The organism is Bacillus sp. MUM 13, assembly GCF_001866725.1.
Lineage (GTDB): Bacteria > Bacillota > Bacilli > Bacillales > DSM-1321 > Peribacillus.
In genome coordinates this window covers 65,448-92,332 of the sequence record NZ_MLYQ01000018.1, presented here as the reverse complement: position 1 = coordinate 92,332, position 26,885 = coordinate 65,448, and the positions used below count along the sequence as shown (strand labels likewise).

Here is a 26,885-nt window from a genome sequence, read left to right as displayed (position 1 = left end):
GAAAATTCATTTTAGCAATTGAAATAACAGTATGCTTGGACAACAAAAAAGGCAGCGATTTAGCTGCCTTTTTAATATTTGTTAAAGTCAATTTGGACAGAATCCTCAAAGCCACTATCTGTAAATATTCGTATAGATGCTTGTGTGTTGTTCGTCCAATCAACATATAGTTGGTCTGCTTTGTAACTTCTATCTAGATGGTAATATTCTTTATATTTATTTAAATTACTTCCTTTTTTTCCATAATAAATCCTTAAAAGCCTTTTAGGTTTTTGTCCTTGAGACCTGGTTATTTCTCTTATTTCAATTATTTTTTTATGATCGGGCGATTCACTTGTCACTAAAGTATTGGAATCGACTTGGATTTGTACATTTTTGAAAAGTTTACGATTATTTTTATTAAATACGATGGTTTCAGGGAATTGTTCTTCCCCCTCTAAAGTAATAATGGCGGTATCATTACTTTCCCATTTTATAGAGGCATTGGAATCATCAAGTGTTTTCCCATCGTTACTAATAATTAGGTCAATATGCTGATTTTGATATTTAATTCTGACAGAGGAGGAACCGAAAAAGGCTGGTTCACCCTTTTCTTCAATTTTGATAGTATTGGCACTGTTAGGAGAATGACTAACTATAAGTGTGCGTTCCTTAATCTCTGTCTGGTAATAAAAATAACCAACAAATAGAAGAATGGGTAAAAGAATTAGAACAACTGCTCCTATCAAGCATCCCCATTTAGCTCGCCTTTTTGTGCGTAAAATATCTTGTTCTATATCCACTTATATCAGCTACCTCTTATATATATCTGCTGCTTCAACTATTTTTTTATTGAAAGTAGAGAATATCTTTTATCTCAAATCTTTTTTGAGTTATTCCCAATCTTTGTGCTGGGGTCAATTCTTCACCATCAAACCCCTTGATTGTTTCACAAAAATTATAAAAAGTCATTAAAATAGTCAAAGCATATTGGGCATATTTAGGGTTGGAATTTGTATAAATATAACTTCTTCCTTCACCCCTTGCAGTAACTAATGGTCTCCCTAGAATTGATAATCTTCTGCGGATTTGTTGTATGAACATATCAGTTGAATAGTCACTAACATTTTAAGGCGGGTTTCCTTTGGTATATTAATAATTTCATATAATTTCATATTAAACTAAAGCTTTTTTTTTATGCTGTATAAGCAGAAATCAGTTATTTACAATATTAACTTCTTTTAACGGATAATAAACAATATTCGTTGTCCCTATTATCTTTTTCAGCGGTATCGCTCCTATACGGCGGCTGTCTTCGCTGATCCTTCTGTTATCTCCCATTACAAATAAACAATCTTTTGGAACAGTATCACTGCCTACTGCGGTTTCCTTTAAAGTGAAGGATTCTGTCAGGTTTCCTTCATTTAGTCTTTTCTTATATTTTTCTAAGTATGGTTCTTTATATGTTTTTCCATTGATATATAAAACATCATTTTTATACTGGATTCTATCACCAGGGAGTCCAATTACACGTTTAATGTAATCTCTGCCGTCAGGGGCGTGAAACACAATAATATCAAATCTTTTCGGTTCCCCAATTTTAGTTACAACCATACGTTCCTTGTCCTGTAGAGTGGGATTCATCGATTCACCGTCAACAACAATAGTGGTAAAGAAAAAAGAACGAATAATAAATACTAAAACAATTGCAGTCATAATGGGTTTTAACCAGCCGATCATTTCTCTTTTCTTATTTGTCATTACTCAATCTCCCTTAATATTTGTTTATATATATATCCTTATATTACCATATGTGTTTTCGTGTTTGTTATTTTCCTGATAAATAAGGTGGTTTTCCGCTTCAGGATCCCTGCTAAATTGTTCTGATTTAGTTCCGGGAAATATTGAAAGGCTTATTCCTACGCTTATACCGCCTCTTAGGAATGCATCATAGCAAGGTCTAACCCGCATGGGTAAAAAAAATTTTTCTGATAATAGTTTCCTGCTAAGCAGAGTTCTGCATGTTATGCATAATTTCTGCAAATCTATCAGCTATCCTCTTCATATAGATTTTATTTAAGGGAGGATTATTATGGGTAAAAAAATGGCTATGCTAATATTTTCAGTCATGCTTGTTTTTGCTCTGTCTGCATGCAGTGATCTTTCAGCGGATAAAGGCACAAATATGGATCATTCCAGTATGAATCACACTAGCTCAGGCGAAGTTCCTCAAGGTTTAAAGACAGCTCAGAAGCCTGCTTATAAACCGGGCAGCGAGGTCATTCTTAAAGCAGATCATATGAAAGGGATGAACGGGGCAAAAGCAACAGTTAAAGGGGCATATGAGACAACAGCATATGTGGTGAACTATACTCCTTCAAATGGCGGAAAAAAAGTAAAGAACCATAAATGGGTCATCAAGGAAGAAATCAAAGATGCTCAAAACAAGGAACTGTCGCCTGGTGCAAAAGTGACGCTTGATGCAGACCATATGAAGGGCATGAAGGGTGCAGAAGCCGAGATTGTGTCTTCAGAGAAAACGGTCGTGTATATGGTGGATTACACTCCTGCTTCAGGAGGAAAAGAAGTGAAGAATCATAAATGGGTAACTGAAGACGAAGTATCTGCAAAATAGAAAATGAGCTCATCCAAGGCGGATGGGCTCATTCCTTTTTTGTGCTCCATTTATAGCCGACGCCCCAAACGGTTTTCAGATGCTGATCTATCGGAAATTCCGCCTGGCGCAATTTTTCTCTTATGTTCCGGATATGTGAATCGACGGTCCGGTCTTCTGTTTCTGAAGAAAGTCCCCAAATGGCCGACAGCAGATGATCCCGGGAGAAGACTTTATTTTGATAGTTCAAAAATAGTGATAAAAGAGAGAACTCTTTTTTTGTCATGGGAATTTGCTGTGAGCCACAGAAAACCTCAAATGCGTCCTCATGTAAAGCAAGTTCTTTAAATAGCAGAGGTTCATCACTGTCTCTTGCCGTTCTCCTCAGCACAGCTTCCATGCGTGCAAGCAGTTCCTCTTCATCAAATGGCTTTGCTACATAGTCGTCTGCGCCTAATTTCAGTCCTCTTACTATTTCATTTTTATCACTGCGGGCGGTCAGCATAATGATGGGCACACTCGAGGTTTCACGGATTTTTTTGCACGTTTCCCATCCGTCTGCTTCGGGCATCATTACGTCCAGCAGGATTACATCTATGTTAGTACGATCAAGTGAATCTAAAGCCTCGCTTGCTGAGCTGCTTTTGATGCATCTATAGCCATGGGGGCTAAGGTACAGCGTTAATAGTTCGAGCATTTTAGGTTCATCATCAACCAGCAGAACGGTATTCATCTTATTGCTCCTTCAATAGTATGGTAAAGCATGTTCCTTTGTTTACTTCACTTTCAGCAGATATTTGGCCGCCGTGTGCCTCAGCCAATTCTTTAGCAATGGCTAACCCGATCCCAAAACCTCCTGTTTCCCTTGAGCGGGACTTATCCACACGGTACAGGCGGTCAAAAATATAAGGAAGTTTTTCCGGCGGGATGCCAATGCCTTCATCACGAATTTCAATGACAATAGCCTCTTCTTTTCGAAAAGCCTTCATGCTTGTACGTGCAGGTGCAGCTGAATATTTTAAGGCATTATCGAGCAGATTGATAAGAATTTGTCCAAAACGGGCAGGATCTGCACATATCTTTATGTCTTCATTTGCTTCCAATGTGAGCTGGATGTTTTTATTTTTATATGCAGGAAGCATCTTTTCATAAATGCCCTGCAAAAAAGAAGGCACGTCTATATCCTCTTTTTTAATGTTAAACTCATTTTGATCAAGCCTTGCCAAATCAAACAGTTCTTCAAGAAGGGCACTAAGCCGCTCCGCTTCTTCATGAATAATGGTTAAGTACTTTACCCTGTCTTCTTCATTCAGCATCGGCCTTTTCGCAATATCGGCATATCCCTTTACATATGTCAGGGGGGTTCGCAGTTCATGCGAGATGCTTGCCAAAAACTCATTTCTTTCTTTTTTGAGATAATTCAGGTCATTGGCCAGAGTTTGGATGGAGGATGACAACTCTCCCAGTTCATCCCTTGAAGGCGAGGGGAGAGTAACGGAAAAATTGCCTCCGCTGAGCTTTTTAGTTGCTTCTGTCATAGAAATCAAAGGCCTTGTTAATGCCTTGGATAGAAAGAAAATAGAGATCAGCATAAAGACGGCAACTAATATTCCTGCAAAAATAAAGTGGTGATTTAACTGGGCAATCAATAATTTAACACTGTTGGTATCCTTAAACATGAACACATTTCCGCTGTTTCCCTGTTTTGTATGGAAGCTTGTTACTGTTGAAATATATTGTTCATTTTTCCAGTCCTGCTGAAGGATTTTTCCGTGCAGCGGAATCTTGCCGGGATGTTTGTTCAGGATTTCCTTCATGCTGGTGTTTATTTTTCTGGAAGAAGCGAGAACTTTCCCCCTGCTGTCAGTGATTACGACTTCAGTATCGGTCTGGGATTCCATCAATCCGATATGATGGAGAGTTGATGAGTTAAACGATATTTCCAAAACATCACGATGGCTGTTTCCGCGAGCCTGCAGGGAGTGGAGCTCCTGACTGACCCGGGAATGGATGATGCCTGTGTGCAAATATATCATGGAAATTGTCTCGATCAATAACATGCATATAAAAAACCATAATCCCAGCTTAAACGAAATTTTCACTATCTTCCCCCTGCTTCATCCAATTCAGCCGGCGGTATGAAACCGGCTCTGAAGAATTAATATGTATATCTGCAATTTTACCTTGGAAATGTGAAAAAAGTATGCAGAACGCTTTATGTATGAAATTATAACAGGAAAAAAGGGAGGGCTTTCTTGAATCGGTGCACTCCCTTTCTTATTTATGAAATCATCTTACGGCACATTTCAGCACACGTTAAACAGGCATCTGCACATTTCTGGCAGTGATCGTGGTGGTGCTGTCTGCACTCATTTCCGCAGGCTTCGCAAATCTCTGCACATAGCTGGCAGATCTGAACTGCAAATGGACTGTTTGATTGCATGGCCCTTGCCGCCAAGCCGCAAATATCGGCACATTCCCTGTCCATCCTGATGCAGGAGCTCATCATTTTAACATCTTCTTCGTTCAGGCAGGCATCATAGCATGTATTACAGGCCTCCATGCAGGCAAGGCAAGCCTCTATGCATTCCTGATATTGCGCATTGTTCATATCTTCCATCTCCTAAAAAAAGTATTGTCCTTCTTTTAGTACCCGGCATCATTTGTTATTAACGCCTTTTTCAAAACTCCATAAAAAATGCACAAATTAAAAATGGGCGGTGAAAACGGACTTTTTAGCTTTACATGCAAATTGAAGCTGCACGAACAAGGAGATAATCAAAATGCTCCTATTTATGAACTTTCTTCAATTAAAGATCAGGATTAAAGAAAAATAACTTAAAAAATACATAGGCTGGGATAGAAAAAGCGAGAATTGCAAGAAGATATAGCGGTCTGAGGCTAAACATAGCCCATATAAATCCAATTATTATTACAACAAAAACTATAGCGTATAACCACATGCTTAGTGGTCTATCCAAATGAATTCACACCTTTCACATTTATCGTTGTATTCGTACATGGCAATAATCGAGTCAGCGGCAGTTTTTACGATGGGCAGCGCTTCAGTAATAGCAGCCGCGAAAGATAATATCGCTCACAGTCATATTCATTTTCAGTTATTACAGTGCCATTTTTTAAATACCCTAATACTTTCAAATGGGGAAGGATACACATTACCCAAAATAGAAAAGCAGTTAAAAATCCATATCTGAGGCATAAAATTCTCTTTGCTCTCCGTTCAATGGGATATCAAATGTTGAAAGGGATTATTGAAAGTGATGAGACCTTTTTTAAAGAATCTTTGAAGGAAGAAGGATTCTGGACAGGAAGCCTAAGAAACGAGGAGGAAGGGATAAAAAGAGAGGGATTAGTAATCTTAAGATTGCTGTTGTGGTCGCTCAGGACCGAGGCGGGCAAGTCATTGCTCAGAAGGCTGGAACTGGTCGTGTAAAGGCTGAAGAAATTGATGCGGTTATTGGAATATTGAATCGTCTTCTTTGTTATGCACAGATACAGCCACGAATTACAAGAAATTCGCTCTCATCAAGGCACTGAAACACGAGCCTATCAATCTGAGCAAAGAGGGATATGTCAAAAAAGGCATCTACCATCTCCAAAACGTCAACAACTATCACAAGCGATTAAAGGGATGGATAGGTTCCAAGGAGTGGCGACGAAGTATCTGGACAACTACCTCTACTGGTTTAGTTTCCTGCAACAAAGTAAGAAGTTGGCTGAAAAAGAGCAGATAAATCAAATGCTCCTCAGTGTTTGCCAATATTCAAATACGATTACCGTCAATTTCTTACGCAAGGTATAAAAAAAGCCATTCCGAAATGGAACGACTTTATTGCTTATTCCATTAAATCTCACTTATATTAGAATACGTTTCACCTTTTTCAAAGTCCAGTTTATGATTATTTATTGAAACAGTATGGCTGTTTATCCACTCCACTTTAGCTTTTGTCATTCTATAATCATAATAAATCGTTTTTTCAAACCATAGTGGTCCTTTCACTTTTCCAACCACAAAATATGAAGTCGTAGCCCCGCCGTTTCCAAGATAAAAATCTATTGTGTATTTGTGGTAAGGTGAATGGTATGTTTCAAACAATTCCTCTGAAATAATAAATAATCTGATTACCCCTAGGAAAAAAAATAATGAGAGCAATAATGAAAATACAAGTGTAAACCAACTTCTTGCTTTAGAAAAACGATTACTTTTATCTTTGAAGCCTATAATTCCAATTATAAAAGCGATTACAGAAAGAAACCAAGGGATATAAGCAGGTGCCAGTTCCCAATCTGAAAAAATAATCAACAAAAATGAAAACGTCAAACATAATAAACACAGATAAAATGACCATATATTACAGCGTTTTGTCATAATTTTAACCTTCCTGGAATTATTAGTTGCTCAAATAGCTTTAAGTTCTATTTACACACTAGTAACGATATTCCTTTATCCTGCCCTTTACGGTTGGCCGCTGACTATTCAGAGAACGCACCACTAAAGTAATAAAGCGGAATTGATAAGCAGGTTAATCTCTATTCCTTTTTAACTTATTCTTAGCTGAATAAGCCTCTCCATAAACAATACCATAAAAAGTAAAATATTCATTGTTTTAATTAAAAGCAACAATCTTTTCGAAAAGAGCGTTTTCAAAAGATCACTGTGTGGCTAAATTAGAATTGTTAGCAGCAGAGAATAAAGGTTTGCGGGGTGACGGGAGAGGTAATTGTAGTATTAAATGAATCTCCAGTGTCGCATTAATTGCCCAAGTAATTTGTCCTCCCGCTAATGGCTGCTGTCATTATTACATCAAATAACCCTTACGCCTTATGTTAAGTGATGGTTAGCAAGCCTGAGTTTTGGTACAAAGAGCAGGGAAGCTCATATTACTAGATTTCACGAAGGAATTTAAGGGATGATTAGAAAAATAATTTGGGAAGTTAAATTTTGAACATTCTAACAAGTGTGTATTAAACTAGGATGCAAGGGGAAGGGGAGTGAACCTAATGCGGCAGCTTAACAGCAAGGTTGTGGATTATTTTAAAGAACACCAAGAGGATGTAATCAAAACACTTTTACCAAGGAACTTAGAAGAACTTAATATAAAATTTACTGAGCAGGATTTACAAATCCACTATGAAATGCTTCATTTACTTTTGGATCGGGTAACCAGCAGTCTCAAAATTAGCAAGGAAGAGATCTCGAAAAATGAATTAGGATACGATTCATTAAATTATTTTTTTAATCACGGCGTTCAGTTAAAAGAGACTGTGGCAGTACTTGGATCATTCCGCTTGTCTTTACTCAAATACTTGCGTAATTCAAAAATCATCGATGGCAATGACTTGGAGGACGGGCTTCAAATATATGAAACCATTATTTTTGCTTTTGATGAAGCTATAAGGATAACAACACAACAATTTAACAATCAGACTGAACAAAACAAGCTGACAATGGAGAATGAGCTGGATAATGTTGCTGCTCCCATTGTTTTTATTAACGATGATGATGCAGTGATGCCTCTTGTGGGAGGGTTTTCTTCGTCACGGATGGACAGCGTAGTGAATAACACCCTAAATCAAGTAGTAAAACTAGACGTTAGAAAACTCATTATCGATTTTTCTGGTTTTGTAGGTGTTAGTACAGTGATTTTTCAAAAATTGTTTGAACTAATAGGCGCATTGAAACTAGTGGGCACCAAGGTTGAAATTTCAGGGTTTTCTCCAAAAATGGCTAAAACGGTTACAGAACTTGGATTGGATTTAACACATGTACCTGTATATGGACAATTGAGACATGCGTTGGCCTCTAGCCCTTAATCTGCTGTAAAGTTTGCCTGGTAATATGAAATCTTTCCTTTTCAGCGGCCATAGGATTCTAAAGGTTTGCTTAAAGCGTCATAAATTGAGGATGAAGCCATTCACCCTCTTTTTTTAGGCTGTTTTCGTAAACTTTGTTGCTATGAAACAAGGGGTTGATTTCCGCTCCAGGATGCTTCGCTTTCCGCGGGGCGTGCGCAGGAGTCTCCACACCTTCCGCTCCATTCAACCTGCTATAACAATGGAATTGCCTCGAGAACTATTTAAGTAACAACAATCTTTAAGAAAAGAGCCTTTTTTTATGTCATCTTTCTAAAGTAACAAAAGAGCTTTTGTATAATCCTTTACATAGGGTAGGGGGGTATAATATACTGAGGGTGTAAAGAAAAAAGAGGATGTTCAGTAAATGTATAAATAATAGGAAAAAGGAGAGAGTGTACATGGAAAAAACAACTTTAAACGTAAAAGGCATGACTTGCGGACATTGTGTAAAAGCTGTTGAAGGAAGCGTCGGCGAATTATCTGGTGTTTCATCTGTTACCGTCCATTTAAAAGAAGAAAAAGTCGATGTAGAATTCAATCCTTCAGAAGTATCACTAAGTGAAATTAAAGAAACGATTGATGATCAAGGCTACGATGTGGTTTAAATAAGAGGGACAAGAGCAGCGTGCTATCCGGCACGTTCTCTTTTTTTAAAGGGCTTTGAATGATGAGCGGCGGAACATGCGGGATTTCTGTAAATGATATCATTATACCCTGCAACGTCTTGGAGGTGCTGCTGTATGAGTGAATCTGGAATAGCCAAAATGAAAGAAGCGAACTATCAAATAACCGGCATGACATGTGCGGCCTGTGCCGGAAGAATTGAAAAAGGCCTGAAGAAAATGGAGGGTGTCCAAGAGGCAAATGTCAATTTGGCCCTGGAAAAATCAAGAATCACATATGATCCAAGTATTGTTTCAGAGGAGGATTTTCAAAAGAAAATCAAAAATCTTGGATATGATGTTGTGATGGAAAAAAAGGAATTCGATATTACCGGGATGACCTGTGCAGCCTGTTCAGCGAGGATTGAGAAGGTCTTAAATAAAATGGACGGAATTGCAAGCGCAACAGTGAATCTTGCCCTAGAAAGCGCAAGCGTAGAATTTAACCCGTCATTAGTGGACACTGGAGATATAGTGAGCCGCGTCCAAAAGCTCGGGTATAACGCGATTGCAAAGGAAGAAAATGAAAATATGGCAGATTACCGGCTCAAAGAAGTAAAAAAACAGCAAACAAAATTCATTATTTCTGCCATTCTATCTCTTCCATTGCTGTGGGCGATGGTCAGCCATTTTTCTTTTACTTCTGGAATTTATCTGCCGGAAGCGCTTATGAATCCTTGGGTTCAATTCGCGTTTGCTACCCCAGTCCAGTTTATGATCGGGTCGCAGTTTTATATTGGCGCATATAAAGCACTGAGCAATAAAAGCGCAAATATGGATGTACTTGTAGCCCTTGGAACATCTGCAGCGTACTTTTACAGCTTATATATGACGATTGCTGCGGGATCTGGCGGGCATATGCCGGAGCTGTATTATGAAACAAGTGCCATCCTCATTACATTAATTCTTCTCGGGAAACTATTTGAAGCAAGAGCCAAGGGCCGCTCGTCTGAAGCGATTAAGAAGCTGATGGGACTTCAGGCTAAAACGGCGATTGTCATTAGAAACGGAATGGAGAACGAAATTCCGCTTGAAGAGGTTCAAACTGGCGATGTGGTTCTCATCAAGCCAGGAGAAAAAGTGCCGGTAGATGGCATGATTCTTGAAGGAAATTCTGCGGTGGACGAATCGATGATAACAGGGGAAAGTGTGCCTGCGGATAAACAAGCAGGTGATTCGGTCATTGGGGCAACAATCAATAAAAACGGATTCTTAAAGATTGAAGCACTCAAGGTCGGAAAAGACACGGCTCTATCCCGCATCATTAAGGTAGTTGAAGAGGCCCAGGGTTCAAAGGCCCCTATCCAGCGCCTCGCTGATAAAATTTCGGGGGTATTTGTGCCGATTGTTGTGGGGATTGCCGTTATCACCTTCTTAATCTGGTTTTTAGCCATAAATCCCTGGAACTTTGCCGATGCATTGGAAAAACTGATTGCTGTTTTAGTGATAGCCTGTCCTTGTGCGCTTGGTCTTGCGACACCGACCTCCATTATGGCAGGATCTGGCCGTGCTGCAGAATTCGGTATTCTCTTTAAAGGCGGAGAACATCTGGAAGCGGCGCACATCATTGATGCGGTGATTTTAGATAAAACAGGCACCGTTACAAAAGGTGCTCCGCAATTAACAGATGTGATCGCATATGAAATAGAGGAAAATGAACTTCTATCATTGATCGGTTCAGCCGAAAATCAATCCGAACATCCTCTTGCACAAGCAATTGCTGCTGGAGTGAAGGAGAAGAATATCCCTTTAAAAGATGTGCAGCAGTTCGAAGCGCTGCCAGGCTATGGCATAAAAGCAGCAGTTGATCACAAATCCGTTGCTATCGGGACACGAAAGCTTATGGTTCAGGAGAATATCAGTATTGCAACATATGTGCTGTCTGGTATGGAAGCTCTCGAGGATTGCGGGAAAACCGTGATGCTGGCTGCAGTTGACGGGAAATATGCCGGGATGATTGCGGTGGCGGATTCAATGAAGGACACTTCAAAAGAAGCAGTCCGCCGGTTAAAGGATCTGGACATCAGGGTGCTTATGATTACTGGAGATAACGAGCGGACGGCCAAAGCCATTGCGAAGGAAGCGGGCATAGATGAAGTGATAGCAGGGGTCCTTCCAGAAGGAAAAGCGAAGGAAGTTCAAAAGCTTCAGCAGCAGGGAAGAAAAGTGGCCATGGTTGGCGACGGGATCAATGATGCCCCGGCTCTCGCTGCCGCCGATATTGGCATGGCCCTTGGAACGGGTACGGACATTGCGATGGAAGCAGCTGATATCACACTCATAAGCGGCGACTTGAACAACATTGCCGATGCCATATTAATGAGTAAAAAAACCATCCGCAACATTAAACAAAACCTCTTTTGGGCATTTGCCTACAACGTCATTGGCATTCCAATTGCAGCCCTTGGCCTGCTCGCCCCGTGGCTGGCAGGAGCTGCCATGGCATTCAGCTCAGTATCAGTCGTACTGAATGCACTTCGCCTGCAGCGCGTAAAAATCGCTGGCAAGGTACAATAAATGTTATAAAATGGAGATCCCGTTTCGGGGTCTCTATTTTATAATTGCTATCCTTAAAGGGACAGGCTTTGAATAATGAATAATGTTATAATGTGAGAAGTTGCATGATAATGTTTTAACAAAAGATATATGCAATGTACTAGGGGGCAAAATAGTGAATGGAATTGAAAAATTCGCAATATTTTTAATTCGGAATGCTGAATCTATAAGCAAAGAAATCGTTGAATATAATTTAGGAAAATTAGAAATAGAGCTTCCAGGTGAGATGATCGAAAAGTCCATAACAACCAACCGTGAATTTTTGGAGTTTGTTGGGAATTCGTTAAATTCCGCGGATGAAGCAGTGACAGAAATGTTTCTTCAATGGCATAAAAAACATCTGGAAAAATCTCAAGCTGAATCCCGTCAGTTTAGTTTTGAAGACATCTCAAGCCTTTTAAAGCCATATGCGGAAACTAAACTTCAGCTAATAAATATGCTTGCCAAAACATCCATTAAGCAGGGCTTGTCTGCAGAAGAGGTTATTTTTGTAAATAACCGTACAAACTACCTGCTCGATTTAAGTATTACTCAATCTATCCTTGAACGGGAGCGGTTAGCAAATGAAACGAATGTAAAAAATCAAAAAGTCATAACTGAGTTATCATCACCGATCGTGCCCATACAAAATGGTATAGCGGTTCTCCCCTTTATTGGAGAATTTGATTTACATAGAAGCGAACATATTATGGATAGGGTTTTACCGAGAATTAGTAATTTGAAAATTCAGTGTCTTATTATTGATTTCTCTGGATTGGTTACAATTGATAATGAGGTGGCCGGGAGAATTTTTCACATACACAAGGCTCTGGCATTATTAGGGGTACATACTATATTTACTGGAATCCGTCCGGATTTAGCAACAAGTATCATTGCCGCTGGAATTGATTTTACAGCTCTAGAAACGTTCGGCACCGTACAGCAAGCCATCCTTAGCATGAGTTTACACAGCCAAAGGCAGCTTCATATGTCATGAAAAATCGAATGGATTAATCAACGGCTGCCATTTCCGGGAAGCTTTATTTAGTTCCGCTTAGTCAAATTGTTTGGAGTTTTTTTAATTACTGCTTGTTATGGTATTCGCTCGAATCATACAGAATATCGCTCCAATAAAGCAGAAATTCGCTCTAATCAGGGTCAATTTGGCTCGAATCAGGATGGATCCGTGTCTGATTTACCATTTAAATGGAATTGATCATTGTTTTAAATAGTAAGATTTTGATTTATTTTCCTCACTGGGTAATTTGCCAGCTTTAAACCGCCATTGCATCTTCATTTTAATCTTCTCTTAATTTTATTTATGCTGGCAATGAGGTATCATTAAGTAGTGCTACGCTCTCATCAGGAGGTATATGAATTAGTGGACCAAATTATACATTTATTAAATGAATATGGATATATCGTATTATTTTTATCATTAATGCTTGAGCTGATTATTGTCCCGATACCTAATGAAGCAATAATGAGCTATGTGGGTGTGCTTTGCTATCAGGGAAAAATGAATTTGTTTTTGTCTGTTTTATCTGCCGGATTGGGCGGTGTGGCAGGGGTGACGGTTTCCTATTGGATCGGCTATAAGCTTGGCGAGCCCTTTTTCCGCAAATTCGGCAGATTTATCCACATGGGGCCGGAGAAAATAGAGAAGATGTCCGTCTGGTACGGGAAATATGGGAAGGTGCTCTTGCTTATTTCTTATTTCATTCCGGGTGTAAGGCATATCGCCAGCATCATTTCCGGGATTATCAAGCTTCCATTCCGGACTTTCGCCATCTTTTCATATATTGGTGTCTTCTTATGGACAGGAACCTTTATCTGGCTCGGAGATTTAATGGGGCCGAAGTGGGATCAGTTTGAAGGAGAAATTAAAAAATGGCTCGTCCTTGCAGCCATTCTTTTCGGCATCATTGGCTTATGTTATTTTGTAATAAAAACAAACAAGGAATATATTAAAGAAGCCATCATTCTTATTTTTGAGAATGTATTTCAGCGTTTTCATAGTTTCCGTAAAATAAAAATTATTATTTTAGGTGTTTCTCTGCTGTTTGTTTCGTTTATTACCTTGATGGTTCTTTATATTAAAAGTGTCATTTCAAATGAGTTTGTCCAATTTAATGAAGTGGCAAAAACGGTTCTTAATTCTTTGTTTAATGTTCACTGGAACGGTCTGATGCATGTGCTGCAGCATCTTTCTTCCTGGCCGGTTCTTGGAGTGCTTTCTTTATTGACACTTGCAGCGATCTTTTTTAACAGGAAAAATATATGGCTTGAATGCATCTTTTATGCTTCGGCAGTGATCGGTACCTACCTGTTTTCCATTGGTGTCCGCTGGCTGTTTCATTTCTTGCTTGGTGCAAAAAGCATTAGCGGGAATTTTGCTGATGAAAAGTCCATGCTGTTCATGACGGTGTATGGTCTGCTCTGGTTTATGCTGATCCGCCATAAGTCGCGGTTTTTATCAGCAGCATTCCTGTTCGTCTTCTTTATTTTCTGTCTGGCAGCCTATTCAGTCAGTTCCATTTATCTTCATCAGTCACTCCCAAGCGACATTCTGGCCTGTTACGTCTTCAGTGCTGTACTGGTCAGCGGAGCCATCTTATCTATGGAAATGTTCCGCTTCTTGAATTTGATAAAAGAAAGCAATCGAAAAATTGATTAAGTACCGAAAAGGGCTGATTCTCCCATAAAGAGAGCTGTCCTTTTTTTGAGTTATGGAAGTCTGCTATAGCCGATAACATTTAAACAGGCAGCTTTCGTAGGTTTTGCTGCTATGGAATAAGGGGTTGATTTCCGTTTCAGGATGCTCCGCTTTCCGCGGGGCGTGCGCTGAGCCTTCTCGACTTGCGTCTGCGGGGTCTCAGCTGTCACGCTTATCCCGCAGGAGTCTCCGCACCTTTCACTCCAATCAACCTAATATTACAATTAGTTCGCTTTACAAGACTCATTAAAAAACAGCCATTTTTAAGAAGAGAAAATAAGGGAGGCTATAGAATGAAAAACTGGATTCCGCTTTCTGAACAAGAGTCCGACCAAGTTTGGAAAAGATACATAGAGATTTTACATTTAAACCTAGCATGACTAAATTTCCGTCATTTAAGGTGCCCGATCCTTTTATAACTTATGATATTTCCGATTATTTCTAGGATTCAGCAGACTTAGATGACCTTGAAGAAAATGCGTTAAATGCCTTTAAAGAGAGCACATTGACTGATGAATATATACTGGCACTCGATTGGCAGCATGAATGTTATTGGATAAATCCTCGTTTAAAATTTGAAAGAGATGAGTTTGGAGAATGGACCATCCCGATCTTTCCGAATGGTGATTATTATTTCTTCATACAGAAGGATTTTGAGTGGGGCTTTTTAGGGCATCCATGGGAAAAGAGTATAACTATATTTGGAAAAGAATTGATAGAGGCATTTGATAAACACAAGCCAAGGATGTTTCGTAAGATTTTAAGGCAGGGCTCATTCATCAAATTCATCGGTTGACATTATACCCAATGGGGTATATTATTAGTTTTGTAATCAGAAACAAAAGCTGCAGGATGAAACTAATGGAGGCGGAGTATGAATTATTCCAGTCAAACAAAAAACGCTATATTTTTTTAAATAAAATAATACCATAGGGGGTAATTTGTTTATGACGATTAAAGCCATGACATCACATGAAGTTACAAAAAAAGTGTTCAACAAAGAATCACTGTTTATCCTTGATGTGCGAAACACAGAGGATTTTGAGGGGTGGAAAATTGAAGGAGCGAATTTCAACTATTTAAATGTGCCTTATTTTGATCTTTTGGATGGTGTGGAAGGAATTCTTGATAAGCTTCCAGCAGAAGGAGAAATTCTTGTTGTTTGCGCGAAGGAAGGGTCATCTGTTTTTGTAGCGGAAATGCTATCAGAGGAAGGGCTTTCTGTTTCTTACCTTTTAGGGGGCATGAAAGCATGGAGCGAGCATTTAGAGCCCGTTAAAGCAGGCAGCCTGAAAAACGGCGGAGAAATTTATCAGTTTGTCCGGACCGGAAAAGGATGTCTGTCCTATATGGTGATTTCGGGCGGAGAAGCAGCACTGATTGATGCAGCACGCATGACAGATGTGTACACAGACTTTGCAAAGAAAAAAGGTGCCGCTATAAAGCATGTTTTGGACACTCACCTTCATGCAGATCATATTTCAGGCGGAAGAAAAATTGCCGAGTTAACAAATGCCATGTACTGGCTGCCGCCGAAGGATGCCGAGGAGGCAGTGTTTGACTACAATCCCTTAGAAGACGGCAAGGTGTTTGCAATCGGGGATTCTTCCATTTCGATTGCAGCCATATATTCTCCCGGCCACACAATCGGGTCCACTTCATTTATTATTGATGATCAATATTTATTATCAGGCGATATTTTATTTATTGATTCGATAGGACGTCCTGACCTGGCTGGCATGTCTCAGGATTGGGCGGGAGACCTGCGCGAAACGCTCTACAGCCGGTATAAAAAGCTGTCATCAGAGCTAATCGTTTTGCCTGCTCATTTTATGATTATCGATGAATTAAATGAGGATGGAACGGTTTTGGCGAAATTAGGAAGCCTTTTTGAGAAAAATCATGGCTTGAATATCGGGGATCAAAACGAATTCCGGAAAAAGGTGACGGAAAATCTTCCGCCCCAGCCGAATGCTTATGAAGAGATAAGAAAAACAAATATGGGGAAAATAGCTCCCGATACGGATGCCCAGCGTGAAATGGAGATCGGGCCAAACCGCTGTGCGGTAAGATGACAAAAGGCAGCGGGTTAAGAACGGGCGGACAGGGCGGATTTCAGGGAGGAAGGATATGACTATATACACACTTCTCATTCTGTTTGTGCTCGGATTTGCCGGTTCATTCATTTCCGGTCTTGTGGGAGTTGGCGGGGCCATCATTAATTATCCTATGCTCCTTTATATTCCGGCCATTTTGGGAATAGGGGCAATGACGGCACATCAGGTAACGGGTGTTGTGGCCATCCAAGTTTTCTTCTCTACCCTGGCTGGTGTCATTGCCTATAGCAAAGGAGGATACCTGCATAAAAAAATCATCCTTACAATGGGCGGAAGCGTGCTGCTTGGAAGTGTGATTGGAAGCTTCAGTTCGAATGGTTTTTCCAGCCGTACTATTAATGTCATTTACGGGATTCTTGCCATTTTAGCAGTGCTCCTGATGTTGCTTCCGAAAAATCGGATAGTGCGGCAGGAAGAAATTACTTTTAATGCCCCTCTTGGTGCAGCGCTGGCTTTTCTAGTAGGCATTGCATCAGGCATTGTTGGGGCAGGGGGAGCGTTTCTGCTTGTACCCATCATGGCAGGTGTATTAAAGATTCCGCTTAGAGTGACCATAGCATCTTCATTGGCCATAACGTTCATTTCATCCATCGGATCAGCTGCCGGGAAAGTCTCAACCCACCAAATTCTATGGATCCCATCTATCATTATTGCGGCAGCAAGCCTTATAGCCTCGCCGCTTGGAGTTAAAATAGGGAAAAAGGCCAATACAAAAATCCTGCAGTATATTCTTGCCGTTTTAATTTTAATGACAGCCATCAAAATTTGGGCTGATTTAATAGGAAGTATGTGATGTAATCTTACTTTGGTAAAACAGGTTCATTTTAGTTTTACAAAATACCCATAAGGGTATATAATGAGCTGTGCTTTACTTTTGGAGGTGAACACAGATTGATATTTCTGCTGTTATTACTAGGCTATGCTGGATTTTCCATATACAAGCGTTATGTTCCAGTGAGCCATCCTTTTACAGGGAAATGCGATAAGGAAACCCTGCTTGATGTCAGAGTTTATCAAGACATATTTAATGATCCTGTTTTGGGAGCGATTGAAATTCCTTATGGATATTTAAAACGCTGCCACAGGGAAATTCCTGATAAAGAACTGATAATTGTTGCGGGTGATGTGATTGAAAAAAATCTTGCCTGCCGGTTTCTTAAAAAGAAAGGATACCGGATTAAGGGATACATGATAAAAAGTGAAAAAGAGTTTAGAAGCATGACATCAGAAGGTTTGTGTAAATGTATGCAATAACCTGAAATAAGTACGTATGTTATGGAAATTTTAATACCCCATGTGGTATTAAGCGAACGAGGTAGTTTAAATAAAATGACCCGGGAGGATGACATGGAACAAAAATCTACAAATATTATTTTATTTAGCGGAGACTATGATAAGGCGATGGCTGCTTATATCATTGCCAACGGTGCCGCTGCATATGACCATAAGGTGACAATCTTTCATACTTTCTGGGGATTGAATGCCCTGCGTAAAGATGAAGCAGTTCCAGTGAAAAAAAGCTTTATAGAGAAAATGTTCGGGAAAATAATGCCAAGAGGCGCTGACAAAATGGGATTGTCTAAAATGAATTTTGCGGGAATGGGACCTGCGATGATCAAAAGTGTGATAAAAAAGCACAATGCCATGACGCTTCCGCAATTAGTTGAGATGGCTAAAGAACAGGACATCAATCTGGTGGCATGCACAATGACCATGGATCTGCTTGGGTTAAAAGAAGAGGAAATCGCAGAAGGCGTGCAATACGCAGGTGTAGCAGCATATTTAGCAGATGCAGAAAACGGAAACGTAAATCTATTTATTTAGGAATAGAAACATACAAAAAGGCGGAATAAGCGCCTGACCATAGGAGGACTGAAGAAGATGAAACATTTATCAGCAAAAGAAGTACAACAAAAGCTGCATAGCGGAGAAAAGCTGAACATAATCGATGTCCGGGAAACAGCAGAAGTGGCAGAAGGCAAAATACCATCTGCCATCAATATCCCGCTTGGTTTGGTGGAATTTCGCCTGCAGGATCTGGATAAAAGCAAGGAATATATCGTGGTGTGCCGTTCTGGGGGCAGAAGTTCTAAAGCAGGAGCACTATTAGAAAACCGCGGGTTTCAAGTGGTGAATATGGACGGCGGAATGCTAGCCTGGGAAGGCGAAACTAATTAAGGGGGAAAATCAGCATGGCAGAAATTAAAACGAACTATGTGCTTGACGCAAAAGGACTCGCTTGCCCGATGCCGATTGTTAAAACAAAAAAAGCGATCGTGAATTTGGAATCAGGGCAAGTCTTGGAAGTGCAGGCAACAGATAAAGGATCCCAAGCTGATATCAAGGCATGGTCAGAAAGCACAGGTCACCAGTATATTGGAACAGTGGTGGAAGGGGACACGTTAAAGCATTATATTCGCAAAGCGGGCAGTGATGAAGAAAAGGCTCTGTATTCATTTGAACATGTCCTTTCAAACGATGAAGCAAAAAAGAAAATTGGAAATGGCGAAACAGCCATCCTTGATGTCCGTGAAAGTGCGGAATATGCATTTGGGCATATCCCGGGAGCGGTTTCGATTCCGCTGGGAGAATTGGATGAACGCCACGAGGAATTGAACAGCAGCCAGGAAATTTTAGTAGTCTGCCGCACAGGAACCCGCAGTGATATGGCATGTGCCAAGCTTGCTGATAAGGGATTTGGCAGAGTGTTCAATATTGTGCCAGGGATGTCCAAATGGGATGGACCGTTAGAGAAAGAATCATAAGACAGGAGAGATGAATATGAATGGAGATCAAGTGCTCGATGCAAAAGGGCTAGCATGCCCGATGCCGATTGTTAAAACAAAAAAAGCGATAAGTGAGATGGCGTCAGGGGAAATCCTTGAGATCCATGCAACAGATAAAGGAGCTAAAAATGACCTGGCAGCCTGGTCAAAGTCAACGGGAAATGAACTGGTAAACTCTGTGGAAGAAGCTGGCGTACTGAAATTCTGGATTAAAAAAGGATAATAACTTAACTCAAAAAAGGCCCACATAAGTGCCTTTTTTTGATCAAAATATCGGCCCCCGCTACAATTAATTGCTGATTTTAATGAAAATAAAAAGGATTCATTTCACTATATACGGGTAGAGGTATATGGAAAGCCTGCCATTTGGGCAATCTAAAGGATATGAAAGAGGAGGGGTAGTATGTTTCATTATACAGTTGAGTCGGAGAAAACCATTCAAGAGGCGATTTCTTCCTTGGAAAAAACATTAAAAGATGATGGATTTGGTGTGCTATGGCAGTTTAATATGCAAGAAAAATTAAAGGAAAAGGGAGTGGAGTTTGATTCCGTTTTTAATGTACTTGAAGTTTGTAATCCTCATGAAGCGAAGAGGGTAATGGAACAAAATAACTTGGCGGGTTATTTTCTTCCCTGTAAAATGGTGGTTTATGCTGAAGGAAATGTAACTAAAATTGGCATGCCTAAACCAACGGCACTGATTCATTTAGTGGCTGATGACCATTTATCCGCTTTTGCTTCGGATATAGAAAACCGTTTAATAGAATGCATAAACAAAGCCAGGTAAAAGGCTCATTTTGAGAATGAATGACAAAAGTAAAATAAGCAGGATCGATATATGATCCTGCTTATTGGTGTGACATACAATTTAGATAGTGTAAGGGGCCGTACACACCAGATCAATAGGCAAATAAAAATCAAAAACCAAATGGAAAAAGTGATGCCTTTTGGAGCAATCATCGGATTTCCAGGGTTATTTTCCTCATTTAATCCCTGGTTCATATTGAATGAGGCTATTATTAAATAGCAAAATCCTATGAAATCTATCACTCTGAGCAATCGAAAATTCTTCAATGTGTCATCACCTTTCTCTTACTATTTTGCTGTTTTCGTAAACTTTGCAGCTAAGAAACAAGGTAGTTGATTTCCGCTCCAGGATGCTTGCTTTCCGCGGGGCCTCACCTGTTCTGCTAATCTTAGAGGACACCTTAGGCCCCAACCAACCTGAATTAACAACGGGAGGCCTCACATAACAAATTAAAAAAACAATCATCTTTAAGAAAAGAGCTTTTTATTTATTACTCCTTACCTCTTTTGGCTGAAATAGTAACAATTGAACTCTTTTTCGAAATAATGATTTGTGTTTTGGAGCATTCTATTAATTCCTAGTGATAAACAGGGGTTTGGTTCTTGCTACTTTAGGTGCAAAAGTTATAATATACACTTATAAGGAGTGAGCCGTATGCAATACGATGCTAAAACAAAGAATAGGCTGAAACGTGCTGAAGGGCAGCTGCGCGGTATTTTGAAGATGATGGAGGACGATGAAGACTGCAAAAAAGTCGTCACTCAATTATCTGCTGCAAGAACAGCCATCGACCGGATCATCGGGGTTGTAGTCAGCACAAATCTGGAACGCTGCGTCCGGGAATCGATTGAATCAGGAACAGACCATTCAGAGGCTGTAGAGGAAGCAGTAAAACTTCTTATTAGAAGCCAATAAACCAATAAACATTAACGTACTGTTTCTGCGAGGATTCAGTGCGTTATATGGACAATTATATAGAGGCACACGGGTTACTCACCCTTTTCAGGGATCGGGCAGCCCTTTTTGTGCTGGATTTGGGCAGGATTAAAGTGGTCATAACTGAGTCAAAATATAGGACCGGATATTCAAGGGAGGCACTGAAAATGTCACCTGTGTCCTTCTATTTTCTCGGATTTCCCCTTAGATTTTTCTTCTTCCAAAATATAGCACAATGCGGCGGATGATCAAGCCGCTTAATATACCGGGTATAAGAAATAGTATAGGAAGCCATACAGGGCCAAGCAGCACACCAAATATTTCTAGTTTCGAGGAATAAAACAGCCCAAGCGTGACGAAGTAGGCTGAAAAGACAAATGGCAGGGAGGCCCATGGTTTCTTTCCGCCTCCCGCATCCCGGTAGGCATCCCACATGGAAAAAAAGTATAAGCAAGGGTAAAACATCAGCCATTGATGGTTTGTCACTTGAATGGCTTTTTGAATTTCGCCCTGAAAGCTATATATGATAGCTAAGTTAAAGTTCGCCTGCACATTAATTAAAATCTCGATGACAATAAATATGAATCCTTTTATTAATTTGCCATTCAGTATTTGTCCAAAGCCGGGGAATGCTGCACTCCAAAAAATCGTCTCTTTAGCATCCACATTTTTTTAATCCTTTATTGATAGAGAAATCCCAAGACAGTGCTTTCCTTACATTTATACAGGCGGAATAGGAACTCCGTAGTATACTTTGGGTGCTTCCTTTATGATGATTTTCCATTGTATTAACCTCCTGATTATCTTCAATTTTAATTTTCCCATATAGTAAATTAAAATTCGGCTCCATGATTTATTCACGTTTTTGCTCGCAGACTGTTGTAAACCCTAGCCATTCCATAAAAGAAATATGTTTGCCTGCCTCCTAATTTAATGACTTTTCTTGCAAGCGTGCGTACATTTTTTTGAGACTTGACTTTACTGTCAGATAAGTATAAACCGAGCAGGCCCTTAAGGATAAGCTGGTGGAAGCCTTTATCTGGTATATTTGCCGCCGTATCCAGTGACTGAGAGATAAAGCTTGCAAAAGAGGACAATAATTCATCATCATCCCGGTAATAGCTGCAAAAATTCAGATCACCCTCCTTTTGATCTTCTTCCTGGTCAATAAAGTAATCCAATAATATATGCAGGCCCTGTATGTATGGGAAATAGCCATTGAATATAGAAATGGCTTTCTCTTCACTAAATTCTTTCTGGATGCTGTATGCACAAAGACAAAATATGCCCAGGGTAGATCCGGCACAGGCAGAAAATTCATACCACGCGAGGGAAGGGAAGTCAGAATTCCTGGTTTTGGCCCAGCCCATCAGGCGTGCCGCTCTTTCCTCTTCAGTAACGTGCTTATGTACCTGCAGCTCGCAATAATAGGAATTTAGAGCTCCCATGTACGGAAGGATGATGCTGTGATGCCGGGTGCCGCGCAGTACTGACTGGCATACATCCACTAACTCATACAGGTAGCCGCCATCCTCTTTTTCGCTTCTGAACCTGTAGTAATCTGTTTTTTCATGACCTGGATCAATGGAGTGCCGCATGGCTTCATGCAGGGCAGAAAAGTCCTTTGGGTTTAAAATGGTGCCCCTGTCGCACAGGTTATCCAGATAGTCACTCATTGTTTGGTAGGCTACGATAAACTTGATGGTTTCTTCACGGTTCCATTTATTATCTGCAAGCAGGGCAAAAATGGCTCCTCCCTGGCAGTGAAAGGCTTTGCTTTCGAGGCTCGCTAACGCCTGTTTTTTAAGTTCAGGATCAGGTATCTGTTCCGCTCTTTTTCTCCAGTGGGCAAGTTCCTTGTCAACGAAAGGAAAGATTTTATAAAAAATATCTATCATTAAAGAAATAGAATTTGAATACACATAACCGCTCCTTTCCCTATTTTAGTCTACAATCCCTGACTGGCTCAGCTCCACATCCATTTTGACCGTAATATCCATTTTAGGGTATTTTTCCTTCCATTCTTTAAAGTCGAAATGGCGTGTTTTACTTCTCATTTTTTCCCCAAGGCTTAATGGATCAACCTCCAAATTTTGGAACTTCCTGATCATTTTATTTAATCTTTTAGAGGAATCTTCACTGAAATCCTTTTCCACAGCATGAAGAGCATTAGGGTTGTTGAAAGTGACACGCCCGGCATCAGCCACTCTGCCTTTCATGGATATCTGCACCTCCGCTTTTGAAAAGTCACCTCCTGTCATTTGGTATTTCACCTTTGAGTCAAGGTTTTCTATGGTTAAAAAAGAACCGTCTTTTAACTTGATTTCATGCAGCCCGTTTTCGAAATTTTCATAAACGGTTTTAAAGAGAAACGAGTCTTCTTCTGAAACAGATCCTGCATATTTATCTTTTTTAAAAAGGGCAACTCCCTTAATCCTGATTTTATTTTGATAGTTATCCAGCAGCGGCATGATGGGATCTTGGCCTTCTTCTTTGTAAGTATTCAAAAAAGAATGCAAATTGGTTTTTGGAAGATTTTGGTTCATATTGGAATTAAACAGATCTGAAAGGTACCGTGACGGAGTTTCTGATACTGTATAGTTTTTCTTGAGCATCTTTTCAACAGAGCCATCGACAACAGCCAGATAAATATTCCTTCCGATTTCAGGATCCCTGCTGAGCGTTTTAATATAGAAGCCTATTCCGTGCTCTGCGAGTTCTTTATTATATAAAACCACATCCGCTCTGCCGATCATGAGCGTTTTTGGGGACTCTGACTGAATGATTTGGCGGATATTTTTGCTTGTATGCCCTTTTGCAGAGAAATAGCTGTTTTTTGGCGGAGCGGTTTCTTCATTTGAACTGATCGGTGTGACAGCAGTGCCCTTTACATACATATCATCAATATAATCATACCCAAATGCCGTGATAAGCTGGATATCTTCAAGAATCCGGGGCTTTATGCTGTAGCCGGTGATTAAGAGTATGGTAAAAATGGTCCACCATATAATTTGAACCGGGTTTTTATTCATTTTTTTTACCTGCCTTCAATCGTATAAGTTGAAAAGCATAAAGAAATGGAATGTAAAAATAAATCAAGATAAAGCCTGCTTTCCCCGTGAGTGAGTTCAGTAAATCGATTTCAACACGGTTTGAAAAGAATACGCAGCAAATGAAAGTGATGATCAATAAAAGTATCACACCCTTTTTTTGCTTTAAATGAGTAACCTGTTTCAACCCCCAGCTTGCTGACCATATAAGTATGCAAAGGTTTGGAACGATGACAAACAGCCATATCACTATGCCGGTATATTCGAACCTTTCAATAAACGGCAAGTTAACAATCTTCCATAATGTCAGGGTTGCCCAAATGGTATCTTTCAGGTGGCTTTGGCTAAAGTACACAAAAGCAACAAAGGCACTGAGAAAATAGATGAATATGCTGAACAAAACGCCCAGATGCGACCACTTTTGCGACTTTTCCGCTTTTTTGATAAATGGATAAAAAAAGAATATCGTTTCAAAGCCCAAAAAATTGAGGGTCATGGTTTTTGCGCCTAATAAAATTTCTCCAACAGAATGGTCCATGATGGGAAGTATCCTTGTAAAGTGTCCTTCCTGAAGGGGAAACCAATTCATGAAGATGACAGGAATTCCGTATATGACACTTAAAAATGCTACGCCGGTAACAATCCTGAACCCCTTGATGACGAAGACATAGGTGAGAGACAGTATAATCATGATCATATACCAGGTGTTGAGCTCCGGGAAAATCCAGATTTGGATGACCTCGACATATGTGCGGGCGATGGTAACCGTCACCGCCAGCAGATATACAATGAAAATGAGTGAGAGAGTATTTCCGATGACCTTGCCGAAGAGCTGTTTATGTATGACGGTTATATCACTTTTGCTTTTATTCAGAATTTTATATGATATCCATAAAATGACGTTGATAGAAAGTCCTGAGATGAGTATGGATATCCAGCCATCGTGGCCTGCATCCTTCGCGATGTAGCGCTGAAATCCAAGAATGCCAACACCTATTTGTACACAGTGTATCAAATAAAAGGTGAAAAACGGCGAGACTTGGCGGTTTTCTTTTACCATGATGTATCCTACCTCTGCAGTTTAGTCTTCAATATCTGGCTTTTTTTTCTTCTTCTTGGCTTTGTCTTTAAATCGTACTGGATTTTGGGATCTTACTTGCATAGGGCGCAATTTCTGGTGAGAAAACGGCAGCCTGAATAGGGCATCCTTTAAATCATGTATCCTGAGCGGATAGATAGGTGCGATATATGGCCTTCCAAGCGACTTAAGGCTCAGCAAATGCGCTAAAACAAAAGCAAAGCATACAGAAATGCCAAGAAGCCCTAGAAACTGGGCAAATAAAATAAAAGGGAAACGAATCAAACGGATGGTATTGCTCATCTGATAAACGGGTGTGGTAAAGGATGATAGAGCAGCCAATGCCACAACAATCAAGAGCACATTGCTTGTCAATCCTGCATCAACAGCCGCCGTTCCGATAACAATACCGCCCACGATACCGATGGTCTGGCCTACCTTTGTGGGCAGACGCGCGCCAGCTTCCCGCAGAAGCTCAATGGTCAGTTCCAGAATGATGGCTTCAAGCACCGGCGGAAATGGAATACCGCTTCTTGATGCAACAAGTTTATTTAATAAATCCTGCGGAATCAATTCATAATGATAGGTCAAAATCGCCACATACAGCGGAGTGGATAAAACCGAAAACATGACCGAAAACAAACGGATTAAACGAAAAGCTGATGCAATATGCCATGTCAGGAAGTAATCCTCAAAAGCAGAGAAAAACTCAACCAGCGTCGTTGGGCCGGTTAAAACAGATGGAGAGCCGTCTGTTAAAATGGCAATTTTGCCCTCAGCCAAAACACTTGCAGTCCGGTCCGGCCGTTCTGTATCAATTAGCTGCGGAAATGGTGAATTCCTGTTATCAGAAATCATCTGTGTAATAAAAGAGGAATCCACAATTTCGTCATATTCTATATTTTTTATTCTTTGGACAACAGTATTTACGTTCTCTTCATCGGCCACTCCGCTGATATATGCCACACAAACTCTCGTCTTGGACAAATTCCCCACAATGATTTCTACAAAGGTTAATTCAGGAATCGGCAGTCTTTTGCGGATTCTGTTTAAATTAATATCCAGGGATTCCACGAAAGCTTCTTTTGGCCCAATGACGCTATATTCCTGCTCAGGAATGGAAATGGCCCTTTTTTCTTCTGTCAATGCGTTTAGCAGCATGGCAGAAGTATCATCTTCATGCAGCTGAATCATGATAAAACCGGCAAACAGCTTTTTCTGAATTTCGGAAACATCATTTGTAACCATAATATTCTCAAACGGCAGAGCGTTTTTCAGCTCATCATATGACTTGAATTTCTTATCCTGAAGATACAAAAAGATATCCCGGTGCAAAATTTCAGGAGAGACGAGAGTTTTAACATAGGTAACACACAAAAAATTATGCTTGTTTTGCTGAAACCTCATAAAATCTGCTGATTTACGGCAAGTATCAAGAAGATCCTTGAGTGAATGATATTGTGTATCCAGCTGGCCTTCGGATGAATTCTTTTTGCCGGATTTCTGCCACCATGTTTTCATGTATTTCCTCTCCTTTCCGCATTTTTGGAATATCATTTGTACACTTCAATATTTTTCTACAATTGCCGGTATTTATTCCTGGATGTTTTTTTAGGTATAGGTAATAGGAGAAACTGTCCGGAATTGGGAGTTGCATGATTTTTGTGAAAAGCTGCATGATTATCGCAGAAAGTCACATGATTTCTGTAAAAGCTGCACGATTATGG

Annotated in this window: 27 protein-coding genes and 3 pseudogenes; 18 read left to right on the top strand and 12 right to left on the bottom strand. The window is 40.1% G+C overall.

Annotation, left to right across the window (positions count from 1 at the left end):
• Positions 1-71 precede the first annotated feature (71 nt).
• The 3 genes and pseudogenes from BIV59_RS06385 to lepB all read right to left on the bottom strand — a co-directional run bounded on the left by BIV59_RS06385 (position 72) and on the right by lepB (position 1,740).
• Positions 72-782 carry a hypothetical protein gene (locus tag BIV59_RS06385; protein WP_071350625.1) on the bottom strand — a complete coding sequence of 237 codons (711 nt, stop codon included), beginning with the start codon at positions 780-782 and terminating at the stop codon, positions 72-74.
• Positions 783-828: 46 nt separating this feature from the next.
• Positions 829-1,107, bottom strand: a pseudogene (locus BIV59_RS24315) (insertion element protein); the annotation flags it as partial.
• A gap of 87 nt (positions 1,108-1,194) precedes the next feature.
• A complete protein-coding gene (gene lepB / locus BIV59_RS06375; RefSeq protein ID WP_071350623.1) occupies positions 1,195-1,740 on the bottom strand; it encodes a signal peptidase I in 546 nt (181 codons plus the stop codon).
• Positions 1,741-2,071: 331 nt separating this feature from the next.
• On the opposite strand from lepB, the gene BIV59_RS06370 reads away from it, so the two are divergent.
• Complete coding sequence (locus BIV59_RS06370; protein ID WP_083392070.1) at positions 2,072-2,614, top strand: YdhK family protein; 543 nt, start codon at positions 2,072-2,074, stop codon at positions 2,612-2,614.
• Positions 2,615-2,642: 28 nt separating this feature from the next.
• Here BIV59_RS06370 and BIV59_RS06365 read toward each other — a convergent pair whose 3' ends face one another.
• The 3 genes from BIV59_RS06365 to BIV59_RS06355 form a co-directional block, all read right to left on the bottom strand.
• On the bottom strand, positions 2,643-3,326 hold the full coding sequence (locus BIV59_RS06365; RefSeq protein WP_071350622.1) for a response regulator transcription factor: 684 nt from the start codon (positions 3,324-3,326) through the stop codon (positions 2,643-2,645).
• A gap of 1 nt (position 3,327) precedes the next feature.
• Positions 3,328-4,695 (bottom strand): sensor histidine kinase, encoded by a 1,368-nt coding sequence (locus BIV59_RS06360; RefSeq protein ID WP_346417302.1) that lies wholly within the window; start codon positions 4,693-4,695, stop codon positions 3,328-3,330.
• A 179-nt stretch (positions 4,696-4,874) separates the two neighbouring features.
• Positions 4,875-5,204: a four-helix bundle copper-binding protein gene (locus BIV59_RS06355; protein WP_071350620.1), complete on the bottom strand. Its 330-nt coding sequence runs from the start codon at positions 5,202-5,204 to the stop codon at positions 4,875-4,877.
• Between the two features lie 553 nt (positions 5,205-5,757).
• Between BIV59_RS06355 and BIV59_RS22725 the strand changes: the two are divergent.
• Positions 5,758-6,416: pseudogene (locus BIV59_RS22725) on the top strand (IS1595 family transposase); the annotation flags it as partial.
• 42 nt (positions 6,417-6,458) lie between these two features.
• Here the strand turns inward: BIV59_RS22725 and BIV59_RS23555 are convergent.
• Positions 6,459-6,983 carry a DUF5412 family protein gene (locus BIV59_RS23555; RefSeq protein ID WP_071350618.1) on the bottom strand — a complete coding sequence of 175 codons (525 nt, stop codon included), beginning with the start codon at positions 6,981-6,983 and terminating at the stop codon, positions 6,459-6,461.
• A gap of 632 nt (positions 6,984-7,615) precedes the next feature.
• Here BIV59_RS23555 and BIV59_RS06340 point away from each other — a divergent pair.
• The 16 genes and pseudogenes from BIV59_RS06340 to BIV59_RS06265 all read left to right on the top strand — a co-directional run bounded on the left by BIV59_RS06340 (position 7,616) and on the right by BIV59_RS06265 (position 21,009).
• A complete protein-coding gene (locus tag BIV59_RS06340) occupies positions 7,616-8,428 on the top strand; it encodes an STAS domain-containing protein (protein ID WP_071350617.1) in 813 nt (270 codons plus the stop codon).
• Positions 8,429-8,868: 440 nt separating this feature from the next.
• Positions 8,869-9,075, top strand: coding sequence for a copper chaperone CopZ (copZ, locus tag BIV59_RS06335; RefSeq protein WP_071350616.1), 207 nt, complete (start codon positions 8,869-8,871; stop codon positions 9,073-9,075).
• A gap of 135 nt (positions 9,076-9,210) precedes the next feature.
• Positions 9,211-11,649: a heavy metal translocating P-type ATPase gene (locus tag BIV59_RS06330; RefSeq protein ID WP_071350615.1), complete on the top strand. Its 2,439-nt coding sequence runs from the start codon at positions 9,211-9,213 to the stop codon at positions 11,647-11,649.
• A gap of 154 nt (positions 11,650-11,803) precedes the next feature.
• The gene (locus tag BIV59_RS06325) at positions 11,804-12,664 is read left to right on the top strand and encodes an STAS domain-containing protein (protein ID WP_071350614.1); all 861 of its coding nucleotides are present in this window, start codon (positions 11,804-11,806) and stop codon (positions 12,662-12,664) included.
• A gap of 384 nt (positions 12,665-13,048) precedes the next feature.
• Entirely contained in the window at positions 13,049-14,344 is a 1,296-nt protein-coding gene (locus BIV59_RS06320) for a VTT domain-containing protein (RefSeq protein ID WP_139194321.1), read from the top strand.
• Positions 14,345-14,676: 332 nt separating this feature from the next.
• Positions 14,677-15,179, top strand: a pseudogene (locus BIV59_RS06315) (DUF2716 domain-containing protein).
• A gap of 151 nt (positions 15,180-15,330) precedes the next feature.
• The gene (locus BIV59_RS06310; RefSeq protein WP_071350613.1) at positions 15,331-16,458 is read left to right on the top strand and encodes an MBL fold metallo-hydrolase; all 1,128 of its coding nucleotides are present in this window, start codon (positions 15,331-15,333) and stop codon (positions 16,456-16,458) included.
• 55 nt (positions 16,459-16,513) lie between these two features.
• Positions 16,514-17,293 carry a sulfite exporter TauE/SafE family protein gene (locus tag BIV59_RS06305; protein WP_071350612.1) on the top strand — a complete coding sequence of 260 codons (780 nt, stop codon included), beginning with the start codon at positions 16,514-16,516 and terminating at the stop codon, positions 17,291-17,293.
• Positions 17,294-17,391: 98 nt separating this feature from the next.
• Complete coding sequence (locus tag BIV59_RS06300) at positions 17,392-17,754, top strand: rhodanese-like domain-containing protein (RefSeq protein ID WP_083392069.1); 363 nt, start codon at positions 17,392-17,394, stop codon at positions 17,752-17,754.
• Between the two features lie 93 nt (positions 17,755-17,847).
• Positions 17,848-18,324, top strand: coding sequence for a DsrE/DsrF/DrsH-like family protein (locus BIV59_RS06295; RefSeq protein ID WP_170846096.1), 477 nt, complete (start codon positions 17,848-17,850; stop codon positions 18,322-18,324).
• Positions 18,325-18,381: 57 nt separating this feature from the next.
• Positions 18,382-18,678, top strand: a complete 297-nt coding sequence (locus tag BIV59_RS06290) for a rhodanese-like domain-containing protein (protein WP_071350610.1) — start codon at positions 18,382-18,384, stop codon at positions 18,676-18,678.
• Between the two features lie 14 nt (positions 18,679-18,692).
• Entirely contained in the window at positions 18,693-19,265 is a 573-nt protein-coding gene (locus tag BIV59_RS06285) for a sulfurtransferase TusA family protein (protein WP_071350609.1), read from the top strand.
• A gap of 16 nt (positions 19,266-19,281) precedes the next feature.
• Positions 19,282-19,509: a sulfurtransferase TusA family protein gene (locus BIV59_RS06280; RefSeq protein ID WP_071350608.1), complete on the top strand. Its 228-nt coding sequence runs from the start codon at positions 19,282-19,284 to the stop codon at positions 19,507-19,509.
• Between the two features lie 180 nt (positions 19,510-19,689).
• Positions 19,690-20,073, top strand: coding sequence for a DUF302 domain-containing protein (locus BIV59_RS06275; protein ID WP_071350607.1), 384 nt, complete (start codon positions 19,690-19,692; stop codon positions 20,071-20,073).
• Positions 20,074-20,124: 51 nt separating this feature from the next.
• Positions 20,125-20,313, top strand: coding sequence for a hypothetical protein (locus BIV59_RS06270; protein WP_071350606.1), 189 nt, complete (start codon positions 20,125-20,127; stop codon positions 20,311-20,313).
• 435 nt (positions 20,314-20,748) lie between these two features.
• On the top strand, positions 20,749-21,009 hold the full coding sequence (locus BIV59_RS06265) for a metal-sensitive transcriptional regulator (protein WP_071350605.1): 261 nt from the start codon (positions 20,749-20,751) through the stop codon (positions 21,007-21,009).
• 225 nt (positions 21,010-21,234) lie between these two features.
• On the opposite strand, the gene BIV59_RS06260 is transcribed toward BIV59_RS06265, so the two are convergent.
• From BIV59_RS06260 to BIV59_RS06240, 5 genes are all read right to left on the bottom strand, one after another.
• Entirely contained in the window at positions 21,235-21,696 is a 462-nt protein-coding gene (locus BIV59_RS06260; protein ID WP_071350604.1) for a hypothetical protein, read from the bottom strand.
• A 191-nt stretch (positions 21,697-21,887) separates the two neighbouring features.
• On the bottom strand, positions 21,888-22,928 hold the full coding sequence (locus BIV59_RS06255) for a tetraprenyl-beta-curcumene synthase family protein (protein ID WP_071350639.1): 1,041 nt from the start codon (positions 22,926-22,928) through the stop codon (positions 21,888-21,890).
• Between the two features lie 45 nt (positions 22,929-22,973).
• Positions 22,974-24,062, bottom strand: coding sequence for a Ger(x)C family spore germination protein (locus BIV59_RS06250; RefSeq protein ID WP_071350603.1), 1,089 nt, complete (start codon positions 24,060-24,062; stop codon positions 22,974-22,976).
• Complete coding sequence (locus BIV59_RS06245; RefSeq protein ID WP_071350602.1) at positions 24,055-25,140, bottom strand: GerAB/ArcD/ProY family transporter; 1,086 nt, start codon at positions 25,138-25,140, stop codon at positions 24,055-24,057. The genes BIV59_RS06250 and BIV59_RS06245 overlap by 8 nt, the downstream gene beginning before the upstream one ends.
• 21 nt (positions 25,141-25,161) lie before the next feature.
• The gene (locus tag BIV59_RS06240; protein ID WP_139194320.1) at positions 25,162-26,679 is read right to left on the bottom strand and encodes a spore germination protein; all 1,518 of its coding nucleotides are present in this window, start codon (positions 26,677-26,679) and stop codon (positions 25,162-25,164) included.
• Positions 26,680-26,885: the final 206 nt, after the last annotated feature.

What these genes read in the sequence shown, in the direction of transcription:
- BIV59_RS06285 (WP_071350609.1), top strand. Translation starts at nt 18,693, where the DNA reads ATGGCAGAAATTAAAACGAACTATGTGCTTGACGCAAAAGGACTCGCT.
- BIV59_RS06340 (WP_071350617.1), top strand. Translation starts at nt 7,616, where the DNA reads ATGCGGCAGCTTAACAGCAAGGTTGTGGATTATTTTAAAGAACACCAA.
- BIV59_RS06270 (WP_071350606.1), top strand. Translation starts at nt 20,125, where the DNA reads ATGATCCTGCTTATTGGTGTGACATACAATTTAGATAGTGTAAGGGGC.
- BIV59_RS06250 (WP_071350603.1), bottom strand. Translation starts at nt 24,062, where the DNA reads ATGAATAAAAACCCGGTTCAAATTATATGGTGGACCATTTTTACCATA.
- BIV59_RS06255 (WP_071350639.1), bottom strand. Translation starts at nt 22,928, where the DNA reads ATGATAGATATTTTTTATAAAATCTTTCCTTTCGTTGACAAGGAACTT.
- BIV59_RS06280 (WP_071350608.1), top strand. Translation starts at nt 19,282, where the DNA reads ATGAATGGAGATCAAGTGCTCGATGCAAAAGGGCTAGCATGCCCGATG.
- BIV59_RS06305 (WP_071350612.1), top strand. Translation starts at nt 16,514, where the DNA reads ATGACTATATACACACTTCTCATTCTGTTTGTGCTCGGATTTGCCGGT.
- BIV59_RS06355 (WP_071350620.1), bottom strand. Translation starts at nt 5,204, where the DNA reads ATGAACAATGCGCAATATCAGGAATGCATAGAGGCTTGCCTTGCCTGC.
- BIV59_RS06295 (WP_170846096.1), top strand. Translation starts at nt 17,848, where the DNA reads ATGGAACAAAAATCTACAAATATTATTTTATTTAGCGGAGACTATGAT.
- BIV59_RS06365 (WP_071350622.1), bottom strand. Translation starts at nt 3,326, where the DNA reads ATGAATACCGTTCTGCTGGTTGATGATGAACCTAAAATGCTCGAACTA.
- copZ (WP_071350616.1), top strand. Translation starts at nt 8,869, where the DNA reads ATGGAAAAAACAACTTTAAACGTAAAAGGCATGACTTGCGGACATTGT.
- BIV59_RS06310 (WP_071350613.1), top strand. Translation starts at nt 15,331, where the DNA reads ATGACGATTAAAGCCATGACATCACATGAAGTTACAAAAAAAGTGTTC.
- BIV59_RS23555 (WP_071350618.1), bottom strand. Translation starts at nt 6,983, where the DNA reads ATGACAAAACGCTGTAATATATGGTCATTTTATCTGTGTTTATTATGT.
- BIV59_RS06290 (WP_071350610.1), top strand. Translation starts at nt 18,382, where the DNA reads ATGAAACATTTATCAGCAAAAGAAGTACAACAAAAGCTGCATAGCGGA.
- BIV59_RS06245 (WP_071350602.1), bottom strand. Translation starts at nt 25,140, where the DNA reads ATGGTAAAAGAAAACCGCCAAGTCTCGCCGTTTTTCACCTTTTATTTG.
- BIV59_RS06275 (WP_071350607.1), top strand. Translation starts at nt 19,690, where the DNA reads ATGTTTCATTATACAGTTGAGTCGGAGAAAACCATTCAAGAGGCGATT.
- BIV59_RS06265 (WP_071350605.1), top strand. Translation starts at nt 20,749, where the DNA reads ATGCAATACGATGCTAAAACAAAGAATAGGCTGAAACGTGCTGAAGGG.
- BIV59_RS06240 (WP_139194320.1), bottom strand. Translation starts at nt 26,679, where the DNA reads ATGAAAACATGGTGGCAGAAATCCGGCAAAAAGAATTCATCCGAAGGC.
- BIV59_RS06330 (WP_071350615.1), top strand. Translation starts at nt 9,211, where the DNA reads ATGAGTGAATCTGGAATAGCCAAAATGAAAGAAGCGAACTATCAAATA.
- lepB (WP_071350623.1), bottom strand. Translation starts at nt 1,740, where the DNA reads ATGACAAATAAGAAAAGAGAAATGATCGGCTGGTTAAAACCCATTATG.
- BIV59_RS06370 (WP_083392070.1), top strand. Translation starts at nt 2,072, where the DNA reads ATGGGTAAAAAAATGGCTATGCTAATATTTTCAGTCATGCTTGTTTTT.